Genomic DNA, 15,738 nt, shown 5'->3' with positions numbered 1-15,738 from the left:
CACCGACCAGCACCGAGTCAGCCGTCGGGCTGGGCCAGCCACACGTCGATGTCCTCCTCGGCCCGCGCCACGACGTCGCGCGGTGCTGTCGACGCCCGCAGCGACATGCGCGCCAGCCCCGCCAGCGCCTCGTCGTCGAGCCCGTGCACCTCTCTCGCCGCGCGATACTGGTCCACCAGCCGCGTCCCGAACAGCAGCGGGTCGTCCGCGCCCAGCGCCACCTGGATCCCCGCGCCCAGCAGGGTCCGCAGCGGCACGGCGGGCGCGGCGTCATACACCCCGAGGGCGACGTTGCTCCCGGGGCACACCTCCAGCGCGACCCCCTCGCGGGCCAGCCGCTCCAACACCCGGGGGTCCTCGGCGGCGCGCACCCCGTGGCCGATCCGGTCGGGCAGGAGCGCGTCGAGGGTCCGTATGACGGCCTCCGGCCCCACCAGCTCGCCGCCGTGGGGCACGAGGGCCAGACCCGCACCGCGGGCGATCCCGAACGCCGGCGCGAAGTCCTCGACCGCGCCTCGGTGCTCGTCGTTCGACAGCCCGAAGCCCACCACCGCACCCGTGCCCTCGCCGGCGTACCGCGCCGCCAGGCGGGCCAGCGTCCGGGCATCCATGGGGTGGCGGATCCGGCTGGCGGCCACCACCACGCCCACCCCGATGCCGGACTCCGCCGCCGCGGCGGTCGCCGACTCCAGGACCAGCTCGAGCGCTGGTGTCAGCCCCCCGCAGAAGGGCGCGTAGGACGTCGGGTCCACCTGGATCTCGAGCCACCGCGACCCCTCGCTGGCGTCGTCGAGCGCCGCCTCCCGCACGATCCGGCGCATGGCCTCCGGCGACCGGACGCAGGCCCGGGCGGCGTCGTACAACCGCTGGAACCGGAACCACCCGCGCGACTCGACCGAGGTGAGCCGCGGCGGCCACTCGTCGACGAGGGCGTGGGGGAGCCGCAGGCCCTCGGTGGCCGCGAGCTCGGCGAGCGTGGACAGCCGCATCGACCCGGTGAAGTGCAGGTGCAGGTGCGCCTTGGGGAGCTGGTCGAGGGGGCGGGGCATGTCGTCATCCTCACAGACGGTGGCGAACGCTCGGCCACGGTGGCCGCCCGCGCGCCGCGGCCGCCGACGCAGGGGGCTGTGCCTACGGTGGGGTCGCTCCACCCGGAGCGTCCGCCACACCCAGCCGCGCAGCACACCCTGTCGCCGCCCGTCGTCGAGCTCACCGAGGTCACCGATGCCCAGCCCAGACCCCCTGCTCAGCCGTGCCCGCCGCAGCACCAAGGTCGGGCTGCTGGCCGTGGTCGCGACCGCCGTCACCGCAGGTGGGCTCGCCGTCGTGGACGCCTTCGGCCCGCCCGACCCCACGCCGGCCACGCTCGCGCGCGAAGGCGCCACCCCCGCGGCCCGGTCGTCCGCCATCGCCACCTCGGCCGCGGGCGGAGCCGGCTCGACCGTCGCGCCGACCCCCACTGCCTCGCCGACGACCGGTGCCAGGCGCCAGGGCGTGCCGGGGGCCCAGCCCATCACCCTCGCGTTCGGGGGCGACACCCAGGCCCACGGGTCCGCCGGCCGCATCGTCGACGAGGGCCTCGGCGCCACCGGTCGGCTGCTCGCCCGCGCCGACCTGGCCATGGTCAACCTCGAGACGGTCGTCGCTGCCGACCGCACGGGGCTGCGACCTCAGCCCAAGCCGTTCACCTTCGTCACCGGCCCCTCGATCCTGGGCGCGCTGCGCAAGGAGGGCGTCGACGTGGTCACGGCGGCCAACAACCACACGATGGACTTCGGCGACCGCGGCATGACGCAGATGCTCGCTGCCAAGGCGTCCTCCCCGGTGCCGATGGTGGGGCTGGGCAAGGACGACACCGAGGCCTGGGCGCCCTGGTCGACGGACGTCAAGGGTCGCAGGGTGGTGGTGTTCGGGGCGACGGACGTCCTCGACTCGCACCTGGACTGGAAGGCCGGGCCCGGCAAGCCCGGTCTGGCCAAGGTCAAGGACAAGGAGGGCTTCGACAAGCTGCTGGACGGCGTCCGTCGGGCCCGCGCCGCCGGTCCGACCGACGTCATCGTCGTCTACCTTCACTCCGGGATCGAGAAGCAGCGCTGCCCGACGCCTCGTCAGGTCCTCACGGACTCCGCGCTCGCCGAGGCGGGCGCGACCGTCGTGGTAGGGGCGCACGCGCACGTGCTGCAGACGACGACGACCGTCGGGGACACGGCGGTGGCCTACGGCATCGGCAACTTCGTCTTCGGCAGCGGCAGCAGCGCCGAGACCCGCGCGTCCGGCGTCCTGACGGTGACCGTCCCGGGCGACGCCGGCGCTCCGACCATGGCCTTCGACCCCGCCCGGGTGACCCAGGGCCTGCCCGTCCTGCTCGAGGGGGCCGAGCGCGAGCGGGCGCTCCAGACCTGGCGGGCGCGCGGCGAGGGCTGCTCCTGACCGTATGCCGTCCGCCCGGCGTCACAGCCGGTCGCCGGCTCACGCGTCGGTTCGCCTCGGGCCGTCCCTCTGACGTATGCTCGTCTCTTGGATGGATCCCGCGTCGATCGTCGCTGTGCTGCGCCGGCCGGCTCGAACCGTCCTGAAGGGTAGTAGCTCAATTGGTAGAGCACCGGTCTCCAAAACCGGCGGTTGGGGGTTCGAGTCCCTCCTGCCCTGCGGATCACGTGATTGTCTGACGAAACGAGGGGCCGTGAGCGAGGTCAACACCCGTGGTGGTGCTGGGCACGACACCGCGTCCCGTCGTGGCTTCTTCGGGCGCATCGCGTTGTTCGTCGCCCAGGTGCTGGACGAGCTCCGCAAGGTCGTCCGTCCCACCCGCGAGGAGCTGATCACCTACACCACGGTCGTCATGGTCTTCGTGATCGCGGTCATGCTGTTCGTCGCGGCCCTCGACTACGGGATCGGCAAGCTCGTCTTCTGGGCGTTCGCCGGCAGCTGACGGCCCGACCGGCCCTCCGGTCAGCATCGCCCCGTGGCGGCACCCGCCCGATCACCAGCAAGGAAGTAGGCCCGCACCGTGTCCGACCAGCCCTCGAACGACCCGTTCGCCACCCGCGACGAGGCCGACGTCGACGCTCCCGTCGAGACGACCGAGGTCCTGACGGACGAGGCCGACGTCAACGCACCCACCGAGACCGAGGCCCTCGACGTCGAGGCCGCCGACGTGGACGCGCCCCCCGTGGACGCCGGCGCCGAGGCCGACGACGCCGAGCCTGTCGAGCCGATCGACACGGAGGAGCAGCCCTCCGTACCGGACGCCCCCGCGGTCAACCCCCTTGAGGAGTTCAAGCGCGACCTGCGCATGCTCGAGGGCGACTGGTACGTCGTGCACTCCTACGCGGGCTACGAGAACCGCGTCAAGACCAACCTCGAGACCCGCGTGACCAGCCTCAACATGGAGCCTTACATCTTCCAGGTGGAGGTCCCTATGGAGGAGGTCACCGAGATCAAGAACGGCCAGCGCAAGGTCGTCCGCCGCGTGCGGATGCCCGGGTACGTCCTGGTGCGCATGGACCTCACCGACGAGAGCTGGGGAGCCGTGCGGCACACCCCCGGCGTGACGGGCTTCGTGGGTCACACCCACCAGCCGGTGCCGCTGAGCCTCGACGAGGTCGTCACCATGCTGGCCCCCAAGTTCGAGGAGCCCGCGGCCCCGGCCGCGTCCGGCACCGCCGGTCAGACCGGCTCCGGCCAGGCGGCCTCCCCGCGCCCCACGGTGGACGTGGAGTTCGAGGTCGGCGAGTCGGTCACGGTCATGGAGGGCCCCTTCGAGACCCTCGACGCCACGGTCTCCGAGATCAACGTCGAGACCCAGAAGCTCAAGGTTCTGGTGTCGATCTTCGGCCGGGAGACCCCGGTCGAGCTGGGCTTCAACCAGGTCGCCAAGATCTGATCGCAGCCCTCCGGCCCCGCGGCACCCCGCGGCGGTCCTGCAACCGGGTCATCGCCCACGGCGTCGGCCCATCACACAGCAAGGAAGTTCTACATGCCTCCCAAGAAGAAGGTCTCCGGCTTCATCAAGCTGCAGATCCAGGCCGGTGCCGCGACGCCGGCCCCGCCCGTCGGTCCCGCCCTGGGTCAGCACGGTGTCAACATCATGGAGTTCGTCAAGGCCTACAACGCCGCGACGGAGGCCCAGCGTGGCAACGTCATCCCGGTCGAGATCACGGTCTACGAGGACCGCTCGTTCACCTTCATCACCAAGACCCCGCCGGCCGCCGAGCTGATCAAGAAGGCCGCGGGCGTCCCCAAGGGCTCCGGCGTCCCCAACAAGACCAAGGTCGCGACGCTGTCCGCCGACCAGGTCCGCGAGATCGCCCAGCAGAAGATGGACGACCTCAACGCCAACGACATCGAGATGGCCGCCCGCATCATCGCCGGCACCGCCCGCTCGATGGGCATCAACACCCCCGGCTACGAGTCCTGAGCTCGTGACCTGCGGGCCCACCGGGTCCGCTGTGGCAGGACCAGCGCTGGTCCGATCGACCACGACTCCCGCAGGGTGAGCCTCCGGGCCACCCGACATCCCCGAAGGAGAAGCACATGAAGCGCAGCAAGGCCTACCGCGCCGCCGCCGACAGGATCGACGACGCCAAGCTCTACGCCCCGCTGGAGGCCGTCCGTCTCGCCAAGGAGACGGCGTCCAACACGTACGACGCGACCGTCGAGGTGGCCTTCCGCCTCGGCGTCGACCCGCGCAAGGCGGACCAGATGGTGCGCGGCACCGTCAACCTGCCGCACGGCACGGGCAAGACCGCTCGCGTCCTGGTCTTCGCCAACGGCGACAAGGCCGAGGCCGCCCGCGCCGCCGGCGCCGACTTCGTCGGTTCCGACGACCTGCTCGAGAAGGTCCAGGGCGGCTGGCTCGACTTCGACGCCGTCGTCGCGACCCCGGACCTCATGGGCAAGGTCGGTCGTCTGGGCAAGGTGCTGGGCCCCCGTGGCCTCATGCCCAACCCCAAGACCGGCACCGTGACGATGGACGTGACCAAGGCCGTCAACGACATCAAGGGCGGCAAGATCGAGTTCCGCGTCGACAAGCACGCCAACCTCCACTTCATCATCGGCAAGGTCTCCTTCGACGAGAAGAACCTGGTGGAGAACTACGCGGCGGCGCTCGAGGAGATCCTGCGCCTCAAGCCGTCCGCCTCCAAGGGTCGCTACATCACCAAGGCGACCATGGCGACGACGACGGGCCCCGGCATCCCCCTGGACGCCAACCGCACCCGCAACCTCACCTCCGAGGAGGAGGTCCAGGCCTGAGCCTGACCTCCAGCCCGCGATGCCCGGACCGACCTCGTCGGCCCGGGCTTCGCGCTTCCCGGGTGAGCCTTCCGGTATGCCGTCCGCCCGGCCTCTAGGATCGGTGATCATGCGCGCTGCCCGTCCCGACCTCCGGCCGACGCCTCCTGCGGGCCCCGTCCGGGTCTCGCGGGGCGCCGGTGGCGGTGTCCTTGCTCTCGGCACGGCGCTGCTGCTGTCGGGGTGCGTCGCGGGCTCCCACACGACGACCTCCACGCTGGGGGCGGCGACCTCGGCGCCGACGACGACCGCCACGGCCACCCTCCCCAGCGACGGCGCGTCCCTCGCAGGCACGACACCGGATCCCAACGCCCAGCCGGTGCCGTCCGGCGAGGGGGTGCCCGGTGACCAGTTCGCGCAGACGATGAAGGACCTGATCGCAGCCAAGGGTTCGGTCCGCATGGCGATGACCACCCCGGCGGGCGCCGCCAAGGCCCAGGTCGACACCCGGACCAAGGCCATGCGGGTCGAGGTCGACGCGTCCGGACGCGTCGTCACCCTGGTCCACCTCGGCGACCGCACCTGGGTCAAGGGGGCGGGCACCGTCCAGGTCCCCGTGCCCGCGGCGACGCCCGGCGCCAGGCCCAAGCAGGACGTCCGTCGGTGGCTGCTCCTCGACCCGAGCGGCACCGACGCCATCAGCCAGAAGCTCGGCACTCAGGCGCGGGTGGCCGAGACCCTCGACCCCGCTCGCTTCACCGCCATGCTGGGCGGCCTGCTGGGGGACCGGACCCCGCGCGGGGACGGGGCGCAGGTGGCGTTCACGGTGCCCGCCACCCAGTACCTCGACGCCGTGTCGGCGCCCGCAGCCCTGCGCGGTGCCGTCACCAAGCCGGTCAAGCTCGTGGTGGTGCTCGACGCGTCCGGTGCGCCCACGTCGGTGACGGCGACCATCCCCACCAAGAAGTCCGACCTCGTGGACCGCACGGAGTACTCCCGCTGGGGCGCGCCGGTGTCGATCGAGGCGCCGGCTGCCGACGACGTGGCTCCGGCGCCGGGTTCCCAGCGCACGGCGGCGACATCCTCGCCCAGCGCCAGCGCCAGCGCCAGCGCCAGCGCCAGCGGCAGCGCCAGCGCCAGCGCCAGCGCCAGCGCAGCGCGCTGACCAGCCGATTTGGTGGTGGGCCGGGCGCCCCGTACGCTGGGCGAGACCAATGACCGCCGGTCTGCCGTGATCACCCCGAGTCCTGCTCGGGTCCGATAGCGGCACGAAGGTCCCGTGACGGGGCGTCCAGCGCAGGCTACGACGATCGTGCTCGCCCCTGGCGAGACCTCGAGCTCCGTGCGCCTGCGCCGGGGCTCTTTTTCATGTGGCCACCGGCTTCACGCTACGGAAGGAGGCCACATGGCAACCGCTGAGAAGCACGCTGCCATCGCCGAGATCGCGGACAAGTTCCGCAACTCGGGTGCGGCCGTGCTGACGGAGTACCGCGGTCTGACCGTGAAGCAGCTCTCGGAGCTGCGCGGCTCGATCCGTGAGCACGCAACCTACGCCGTGGTCAAGAACACGCTGACCCAGCGTGCCGCCGAGGAGGCCGGTATCACGGCCTTCGACGGGCACCTGAGTGGTCCGAGCGCCATCGTCTTCATCACCGGTGACGCGGTGGAGACGGCCAAGGGCCTGCGTGACTTCGCCAAGGCCAACCCGGCCCTTGTGATCAAGGCCGGTGTGCTCGACGGCAAGCCGTTGAGCCCCGAGGACATCACCAAGCTCGCGGACCTCGAGTCCCGCGAGGTGCTCCTCTCCAAGCTGGCGGGCGCCATGAACGCCTCGCTCAGCAAGGCTGTTTACCTCTTCGCCGCTCCTCTGTCGCAGACGGCCCGCGTGGTCGACGCCCTGCGCGCAAAGGTCGAGGCGGAGGGCCCCGTCGAGGCTGCTCCGGCTGCCGACGACACCGCCGAGGCCACGGCCGAGGCTACCGACGACGTCGCCGCGGGTGGCGACGAGAGCTGATCCGTTCGGATCCGCTCGTACCCAGCACGCGCCACTCACGGCACAGACAGGAAGGAAGCCACCATGGCTAAGCTCAGCAACGACGAGCTCCTTGAGGCCTTCAAGGAGATGACCCTGATCGAGCTCTCCGAGTTCGTCAAGCAGTTCGAGGACACCTTCGGTGTCACCGCTGCCGCCCCGGTTGCCGTCGCGGCCGCCGGCGCCCCCGCCGGCGGTGCCGGCGACGCCGCCGCTGCGGAGGAGAAGGACGAGTTCGACGTCATCCTCACCGCCGCCGGTGACAAGAAGATCCAGGTCATCAAGGAGGTGCGCGCGCTCACGTCCCTCGGTCTCAAGGAGGCCAAGGACCTGGTCGACGGCGCCCCGAAGCCGGTCGTCGAGGGTGTCAACAAGGAGACCGCGGAGAAGGCCAAGGCTGCCCTCGAGGGCGCCGGCGCTTCCGTCGAGCTCAAGTGATCTCGGGCCGGATGACGTCCGGCCACTGATCCACCTCACGAGGCGGGTCGCATCCCCCGGGATGCGACCCGCCTCGTCGTGGTGCGCGCGCGGTGGCGGTGCTGCCGCTGCTCACGGCGGCCACGCACGCGGGCGGTCCGCCATCCCCACGGGGTGTGCCAGCCTGCGGCGATCGGGGTAACGATCGGCGCGTCGCGGGGCGTTGCCCTTGACGCCGTCCCAGGCCACGCCCATAGTGATGGGGCATCCGCCTCCCCGGCGGTGAGGCCCGTGTCCCCGGCGGTGAGGTCCGTGGTCCTGGGCCCGGGGGAGTCGGGCTGGACGCAGGGTGGCGTCTTGTACTATGCTGTCGCTTTGCGCTGCCTCATAGCCCCGCGTCCTGGTGGACGTGCGGCACGTGCTCGCTTCGACTCCATAGCTCCAGGCCCGTGGAAGGACCATCCTTGGCTGCCTCGCGACCCGCGACCCAGACTGTGTCCACTGCTCAGACGGCTTCCGGTCGTCTGTCCTTCGCAAAGATCAAGGAGCCGCTGGAGGTCCCGGACCTCCTGGCGCTCCAGACGGAGAGCTTCGACTGGCTGCTCGGCAACGAGCGCTGGCAGGCCCGTGTGGCCGCCGCGAAGGACGCCGGTCGCAACGACGTCCCCAACCGTTCCGGTCTGGAGGAGATCTTCGAGGAGATCTCTCCGATCGAGGACTTCTCCGGCTCCATGTCCCTCTCGTTCCGCAACCACCGGTTCGAGGAGGAGAAGCACTCGATCGAGGAGTGCAAGGAGCGGGACATGACCTACTCCGCCCCGTTGTTCGTGACGGCGGAGTTCATGAACACCAACACCGGTGAGATCAAGTCCCAGACGGTGTTCATGGGTGACTTCCCGCTCATGACCGAGCGCGGCACGTTCATCATCAACGGCACCGAGCGTGTCGTGGTGTCCCAGCTGGTGCGTTCCCCGGGCGTCTACTTCGAGCGGACCCCGGACAAGACCTCCGACAAGGACATCTACTCCGCCAAGGTGATCCCGAGCCGTGGCGCGTGGCTGGAGTTCGAGATCGACAAGCGCGACATGGTGGGCGTGCGCGTCGACCGCAAGCGCAAGCAGTCGGTCACGGTGCTGCTCAAGGCGCTGGGCTGGACCGAGGCGCAGATCCTCGAGGAGTTCGGCGAGTACGAGTCGATGCGCCAGACCCTGGAGAAGGACCACACGGCCGGCCAGGACGACGCGCTGCTGGACATCTACCGCAAGCTGCGCCCGGGCGAGCCGCCGACCAAGGAGGCCGCCCAGGCTCTCTTGGACAACCTTTACTTCAACCCCAAGCGCTACGACCTGGCCAAGGTCGGTCGCTACAAGATCGACAAGAAGCTCGGCATCGAGGCGGGTCTGGACGAGTCCGTCCTGCGCATCGATGACGTCGTCGCGACGATCAAGTACCTCGTGGCCCTGCACAACGGTGACGCGACCCTGCCGGGCTCGCGTGGCGGCGAGGCCGTGGACGTGCGCGTCGAGGTCGACGACATCGACCACTTCGGCAACCGCCGTCTGCGCAACGTCGGCGAGCTCATCCAGAACCAGGTCCGCACCGGCCTGTCCCGCATGGAGCGCGTCGTCCGCGAGCGCATGACCACGCAGGACGTCGAAGCGATCACCCCGCAGACCCTGATCAACATCCGCCCCGTGGTGGCCTCGATCAAGGAGTTCTTCGGCACCTCGCAGCTGTCGCAGTTCATGGACCAGAACAACCCCCTGTCCGGCCTGACGCACAAGCGTCGTCTGTCCGCGCTGGGCCCGGGTGGTCTGTCCCGTGACCGTGCCGGCATGGAGGTTCGTGACGTCCACCCGTCGCACTACGGCCGCATGTGCCCGATCGAGACCCCTGAGGGTCCCAACATCGGTCTGATCGGCTCGCTGGCGTCCTACGGGCGGATCAACCCGTTCGGCTTCGTGGAGTCCCCCTACCGCAAGGTCAACGAGGGCGTCGTGTCCGACGAGGTGCACTACCTGTCGGCCGACGAGGAGGACGAGCTCGTCATCGCGCAGGCCAACGCCCCGATGGAGGCGGACGGTCGCTTCTCCGAGGAGCGCGTCCTGGTCCGCACCAAGGGCGGCGAGGTCGACTTCGTGCCGGCCGCGGACGTCGACTACATGGACGTGTCCCCGCGCCAGATGGTGTCGGCCGCCACGGCGCTGATCCCGTTCCTGGAGCACGACGACGCCAACCGCGCGCTCATGGGCTCCAACATGATGCGTCAGGCCGTGCCGCTGGTGCGCTCGGAGTCCCCACTGGTCGGGACCGGCATGGAGCACCGCACGGCGCTCGACTCCGGCGACGTGGTCCTGGCGACCAAGCCCGGCGTGGTCCAGGAGGTCTCGGCCGACCTGGTCAGCGTCGCCAACGACGACGGGTCCTACCAGACCTACCGGATCATGAAGTTCTCCCGGTCCAACCAGGGCAACTGCTACAACCAGCGCGTCATCGTCAGCGCCGGCGACCGGCTCGAGGTCGGCTCGGTGATCGCCGACGGTCCCGCGACCGACGGCGGCGAGATGGCCCTGGGCAAGAACCTCCTCGTGGCGTTCATGCCGTGGGAGGGCCACAACTATGAGGACGCGATCATCCTCTCCCAGCGCCTGGTGCAGGACGACACCCTGTCCTCGATCCACATCGAGGAGCACGAGGTCGACGCCCGCGACACCAAGCTGGGCGCCGAGGAGATCACGCGGGACATCCCCAACGTCTCCGAGGAGGTCCTGGCGGACCTGGACGAGCGCGGGATCATCCGCATCGGTGCCGAGGTCCGCGACGGCGACCTGCTGGTCGGCAAGGTCACGCCCAAGGGTGAGACCGAGCTGACCCCGGAGGAGCGGCTGCTGCGCGCGATCTTCGGCGAGAAGGCCCGCGAGGTCCGCGACACGTCGCTGAAGGTCCCGCACGGCGAGACCGGCACGGTCATCGGCGTCAAGGTCTTCGACCGCGAGGAGGGCGACGAGCTTCCCCCGGGCGTCAACCAGCTGGTGCGCGTCTACGTCGCCAACAAGCGCAAGATCACCGACGGCGACAAGCTCGCCGGTCGTCACGGCAACAAGGGCGTCATCTCCAAGATCTTGCCGATCGAGGACATGCCCTTCCTGGAGGACGGCACGCCGGTCGACGTCGTGCTAAACCCCCTGGGTGTGCCGGGCCGCATGAACGTCGGTCAGATCCTGGAGATCCACCTCGGGTGGGCGGCCAGCCGCGGCTGGAACGTCCCCGAGGGCGCCGAGTGGGCCGTCCGCATCCCGGCCGACGCCCACGAGGCCCCCGCCGGGTCCCGCGTGGCCACGCCGGTGTTCGACGGCGCCAAGGAGGAGGAGATCAAGGGTCTGCTCGAGTCGACCAACGTGACCCGCGACGGGCAGCGCCTGGTCGGCGAGTCCGGCAAGTCCCGCATGTTCGACGGCCGCTCCGGCGAGCCGTTCCCCGAGCCGGTCTCGGTGGGCTACATGTACATCCTCAAGCTCCACCACCTGGTCGACGACAAGATCCACGCCCGCTCGACCGGCCCGTACTCGATGATCACCCAGCAGCCGCTCGGTGGTAAGGCCCAGTTCGGTGGCCAGCGCTTCGGCGAGATGGAGGTGTGGGCCCTGGAGGCCTACGGCGCCGCCTACACGCTGCAGGAGCTGCTCACCATCAAGTCCGACGACGTCCCCGGCCGCGTCAAGGTCTACGAGGCGATCGTCAAGGGCGAGAACATCCCCGACTCGGGCATCCCGGAGTCGTTCAAGGTCCTCCTCAAGGAGATGCAGTCCCTGTGTCTCAACGTCGAGGTCCTGTCCAGCGACGGCAACACCATCGAGATGCGCGACGCCGACGAGGAGGTCTTCCGCGCGGCGGAGGAGCTCGGCATCGACCTGAGCCGGCGCGAGCCGAGCAGCGTCGAGGAGGTCTGACGGTTTCGTGACGTATGACGAGGCGCGGCTGCCCAGCCGCACGGCCGAGCAGCCGCGCCCGCCATACGGCCGAGACCCGCACGACATCGATCGCCGCCCCGACCCGGGGTCGGCCACGAACACCGTTCAGACCCACAGACTTTGAATCAGTCGCAAGACGAGAGAAGGACACACGTGCTCGACGTCAACTTCTTTGACGAGCTGCGTATCGGCCTCGCCACGGCGGACTCCATCCGCCAGTGGTCCCACGGCGAGGTCAAGAAGCCCGAGACCATCAACTACCGCACCCTGAAGCCGGAGAAGGACGGGCTCTTCTGCGAGAAGATCTTCGGCCCCACCCGTGACTGGGAGTGCTACTGCGGCAAGTACAAGCGCGTGCGCTTCAAGGGCATCATCTGCGAGCGCTGCGGCGTCGAGGTGACCCGCGCCAAGGTGCGCCGCGAGCGGATGGGCCACATCGAGCTCGCCGCCCCGGTCACCCACATCTGGTACTTCAAGGGCGTGCCGAGCCGCCTGGGCTACCTGCTCGACCTGGCTCCGAAGGACCTCGAGAAGGTCATCTACTTCGCGGCCTACATGATCACCTCCGTCGACGAGGAGTCGCGTCACCGCGACCTGCCGTCGCTCGAGGCGCAGATCGAGGTCGAGAAGAAGGAGCACGTCAACCGTCGTGACGCCGACGTGGAGACCCGCGCCAAGAAGCTCGAGACCGACCTCGCGGCCCTGGAGGCCGAGGGTGCCAAGTCCGACGTCAAGCGCAAGCTCAAGGACTCCGCCGAGCGCGAGATGAACGCCATCCGCAAGCGTGCGGACGTGCAGATCGAGCGCCTCGAGCAGGTCTGGGACCGCTTCAAGAACCTCAAGGTCCAGGACCTCGAGGGCGACGAGATGCTCTACCGCGAGATGCGTGACCGCTTCGGTCTGTACTTCGAGGGTGGCATGGGCGCCGCGGCGATCCAGAAGCGCCTGGAGACCTTCGACCTGGACGCCGAGTCCGAGTTGCTGCGCGAGATCATCGCCACCGGCAAGGGGCAGAAGAAGACCCGCGCCCTCAAGCGCCTCAAGGTCGTCACGGCCTTCCAGACGACCAGCAACAGCCCCACGGGCATGGTGCTGGACTGCGTCCCGGTCATCCCGCCGGACCTGCGCCCGATGGTGCAGCTCGACGGTGGCCGCTTCGCGACGTCGGACCTCAACGACCTCTACCGCCGCGTCATCAACCGCAACAACCGCCTGAAGCGCCTCCTCGACCTCGGTGCGCCCGAGATCATCGTCAACAACGAGAAGCGCATGCTCCAGGAGGCCGTGGACGCGCTGTTCGACAACGGTCGCCGTGGTCGCCCGGTCACGGGTCCTGGCAACCGTCCGCTGAAGTCGCTGTCCGACATGCTCAAGGGCAAGCAGGGCCGCTTCCGTCAGAACCTCCTCGGCAAGCGCGTCGACTACTCCGGCCGTTCGGTCATCGTCGTCGGCCCGCAGCTCAAGCTGCACCAGTGCGGTCTGCCCAAGCAGATGGCGCTCGAGCTGTTCAAGCCGTTCGTGATGAAGCGTCTGGTCGACCTCGACCACGCGCAGAACATCAAGTCGGCCAAGCGCATGGTCGAGCGCGCCCGCCCGGTCGTGTGGGACGTCCTCGAAGAGGTCATCACCGAGCACCCCGTGCTGCTCAACCGTGCGCCCACGCTGCACCGCCTCGGCATCCAGGCCTTCGAGCCGCAGCTCGTCGAGGGCAAGGCCATCCAGCTGCACCCGCTCGTCTGCGGCGCGTTCAACGCCGACTTCGACGGTGACCAGATGGCCGTGCACGTGCCGCTGTCGGCCGAGGCCCAGGCCGAGGCCCGCATCCTGATGCTGTCCTCCAACAACATCCTGAAGCCGGCCGACGGCCGTCCCGTGACCATGCCCACCCAGGACATGATCATCGGGCTGTTCCACCTCACCTCCGAGGTCGAGAACGGCAAGGGTGCCGGCCGTGCCTTCCGCACGGCGGACGAGGCCCGCATGGCCTTCGACGCCGGCGAGATCGAGCTGGGCTCGCCCATCAAGGTCCGGCTGCAGGACACCGTCCCGCCGATGGGCCAGGAGCTGCCGGAGGGCGTGGAGCTCGGCGCCGAGGGTCGTGGGGACTTCGTCCTCGACACGACGCTGGGTCGCGCGATCTTCAACCTGACGCTGCCCGTGGACTACCCCTTCGTCAACGAGCCGGTCGACAAGAAGCGCCTGTCCGCGATCGTCAACGACCTCGCGGAGCGTTACCCCAAGGTGCTCGTCGCCAACTCGCTGGACGCGCTCAAGGAGACCGGCTTCCACTGGGCCACGCGCTCGGGCACGACGGTCGCCATCTCCGACGTGGTCACCCCCTCCAACAAGGAGGCGATCCTCGAGGGCTACGAGGCCAAGGCCGCCAAGGTCCAGCTCCAGTTCGAGCGCGGTCTGACGACCGACGACGAGCGCCGCCAGGAGCTCATCGAGATCTGGCAGCAGGCGACCAACGAGGTCTCCAAGGAGATGGAGGCCAACTTCCCGCGGGACAACCCGATCTTCCGCATGGTCAACTCGGGTGCTCGTGGTAACTGGTTCCAGCTCCGCCAGATCGCCGGCATGCGTGGCCTGATGGCCAACCCCAAGGGCGAGATCATCCCGCGGCCGATCAAGTCGAACTTCCGCGAGGGTCTGTCCGTGCTGGAGTTCTTCATCTCCACCCACGGTGCCCGCAAGGGTCTGGCCGACACCGCTCTGCGTACCGCGGACTCGGGCTACCTCACCCGTCGTCTGGTCGACGTGTCGCAGGACGTCATCATCCGTGAGGACGACTGCGGCACCGACCGCGGCCTGATGATGCCGATCGCCGTCCGTGGCGCCGACGGCTCGCTGCGCGAGCACGAGGACGTCGAGTCCAGCGTCTACGCCCGCACCCTGGCCGAGGACGTCGTCCACGAGGGCGAGACGCTGGCCGAGGCCGGCATCGACCTCGGTGACGTGGTCATCGACGCGCTCGTCGCGGCCGGCGTGGAGGAGGTCCGGGTCCGCTCGGTCCTCACCTGCGAGTCCCGCGTCGGCACCTGCGCCAAGTGCTACGGCCGCTCGCTGGCCACCGGCAAGCTCGTCGACATCGGCGAGGCCGTCGGCATCATCGCGGCCCAGTCGATCGGTGAGCCCGGCACGCAGCTGACGATGCGTACCTTCCACACCGGTGGTGTGGCCGGTGACGACATCACCCAGGGTCTGCCCCGTGTGGTCGAGCTCTTCGAGGCTCGCACCCCGCGCGGTGTCGCCCCGATCGCCGAGGCCACCGGCCGCGTGCAGATCGAGGACACCGACAAGGCCCGTCGCGTGGTGCTCGTGCCCGACGACGGCACCGACGAGCACGCCTACCCGGTCAGCAAGCGCTCGCGCCTGCTCGTCGGCGACGGCGACCACGTGGCCGTCGGCACCCAGCTCGTCCAGGGCGCCATCGACCCCAAGCAGGTGCTGCGCATCCTCGGGCCCCGCGCGGTGCAGATGCACCTCGTGGACCAGGTCCAGGCGGTCTACCGCCAGCAGGGTGTGTCGATCCACGACAAGCACATCGAGGTCATCGTGCGGCAGATGCTGCGCCGCGTGACGATCATCGAGGCCGGCGACGCCGACCTGCTGCCGGGCGAGCTCGCCGAGCGTGGCCGGTTCGAGTCCGAGAACCGTCGCGTCGTGTCCGAGGGCGGCAAGCCCGCCTCCGGTCGTCCCGAGCTCATGGGCATCACCAAGGCCTCGCTGGCCACGGAGTCCTGGCTCTCGGCGGCGTCCTTCCAGGAGACGACGCGCGTCCTCACCGAGGCCGCGATGCACGCCAAGAGCGACCCGCTGCTGGGCCTCAAGGAGAACGTCATCCTCGGAAAGCTCATCCCCGCCGGGACGGGCCTGCCGCGGTACCGCAACGTCAAGGTCAACCCCACCGAGGAGGCCAAGGCGGCGATGTACTCCATGCCGGGCTACGACCAGTTCGACTACACGGCCTTCGGGCCGGGGTCGGGCGAGGCGATCCGTCTCGACGACATCACGCTGGGCTTCGACACCCACTGATCGTCGCTGACGTCCACGGCGCGGGCCGGCTCCTTCTGGGAGCCG

Annotated in this window: 11 protein-coding genes and 1 tRNA gene; 11 read left to right on the top strand and 1 reads right to left on the bottom strand. The window is 69.8% G+C overall.

What is annotated here, in order from left to right:
* Nucleotides 1–17: 17 nt before the first annotated feature.
* Nucleotides 18–1,049: an adenosine deaminase gene (locus B4K29_RS04110; RefSeq protein WP_037214661.1), complete on the bottom strand. Its 1,032-nt coding sequence runs from the start codon at nt 1,047–1,049 to the stop codon at nt 18–20.
* Between the two features lie 175 nt (nt 1,050–1,224).
* Between B4K29_RS04110 and B4K29_RS04105 the strand changes: the two genes are divergently transcribed.
* The 11 genes from B4K29_RS04105 to B4K29_RS04055 all read left to right on the top strand — a co-directional run bounded on the left by B4K29_RS04105 (nt 1,225) and on the right by B4K29_RS04055 (nt 15,693).
* Nucleotides 1,225–2,430: a CapA family protein gene (locus B4K29_RS04105; RefSeq protein ID WP_286966453.1), complete on the top strand. Its 1,206-nt coding sequence runs from the start codon at nt 1,225–1,227 to the stop codon at nt 2,428–2,430.
* A gap of 146 nt (nt 2,431–2,576) precedes the next feature.
* A tRNA-Trp gene (locus B4K29_RS04100) sits at nt 2,577–2,649 on the top strand.
* Nucleotides 2,650–2,683: 34 nt separating this feature from the next.
* Entirely contained in the window at nt 2,684–2,932 is a 249-nt protein-coding gene (secE, locus tag B4K29_RS04095) for a preprotein translocase subunit SecE (protein WP_029211254.1), read from the top strand.
* 78 nt (nt 2,933–3,010) lie between these two features.
* On the top strand, nt 3,011–3,886 hold the full coding sequence (gene nusG / locus B4K29_RS04090) for a transcription termination/antitermination protein NusG (protein ID WP_286966452.1): 876 nt from the start codon (nt 3,011–3,013) through the stop codon (nt 3,884–3,886).
* A 93-nt stretch (nt 3,887–3,979) separates the two neighbouring features.
* Entirely contained in the window at nt 3,980–4,420 is a 441-nt protein-coding gene (gene rplK, locus B4K29_RS04085) for a 50S ribosomal protein L11 (protein WP_029211252.1), read from the top strand.
* A 116-nt stretch (nt 4,421–4,536) separates the two neighbouring features.
* The gene (gene rplA, locus B4K29_RS04080; protein ID WP_286961524.1) at nt 4,537–5,256 is read left to right on the top strand and encodes a 50S ribosomal protein L1; all 720 of its coding nucleotides are present in this window, start codon (nt 4,537–4,539) and stop codon (nt 5,254–5,256) included.
* Between the two features lie 109 nt (nt 5,257–5,365).
* Entirely contained in the window at nt 5,366–6,400 is a 1,035-nt protein-coding gene (locus B4K29_RS04075; RefSeq protein WP_286966450.1) for a hypothetical protein, read from the top strand.
* Between the two features lie 240 nt (nt 6,401–6,640).
* Nucleotides 6,641–7,249 carry a 50S ribosomal protein L10 gene (gene rplJ / locus B4K29_RS04070; RefSeq protein WP_019286366.1) on the top strand — a complete coding sequence of 203 codons (609 nt, stop codon included), beginning with the start codon at nt 6,641–6,643 and terminating at the stop codon, nt 7,247–7,249.
* A 63-nt stretch (nt 7,250–7,312) separates the two neighbouring features.
* Nucleotides 7,313–7,705 (top strand): 50S ribosomal protein L7/L12, encoded by a 393-nt coding sequence (gene rplL, locus B4K29_RS04065; protein WP_019286365.1) that lies wholly within the window; start codon nt 7,313–7,315, stop codon nt 7,703–7,705.
* A 443-nt stretch (nt 7,706–8,148) separates the two neighbouring features.
* Nucleotides 8,149–11,634 carry a DNA-directed RNA polymerase subunit beta gene (gene rpoB / locus B4K29_RS04060; protein ID WP_019286364.1) on the top strand — a complete coding sequence of 1,162 codons (3,486 nt, stop codon included), beginning with the start codon at nt 8,149–8,151 and terminating at the stop codon, nt 11,632–11,634.
* 174 nt (nt 11,635–11,808) lie between these two features.
* Nucleotides 11,809–15,693: a DNA-directed RNA polymerase subunit beta' gene (locus B4K29_RS04055; RefSeq protein WP_286966449.1), complete on the top strand. Its 3,885-nt coding sequence runs from the start codon at nt 11,809–11,811 to the stop codon at nt 15,691–15,693.
* Nucleotides 15,694–15,738 lie beyond the last annotated feature (45 nt).

It is taken from the genome of Arsenicicoccus sp. UBA6765 (genome assembly GCF_002453335.1).
Lineage (GTDB): Bacteria > Actinomycetota > Actinomycetes > Actinomycetales > Dermatophilaceae > Arsenicicoccus > Arsenicicoccus bolidensis.
Note: the sequence above shows the minus strand (reverse complement) of the source record. Positions and strands in the feature narration are given on the sequence as shown.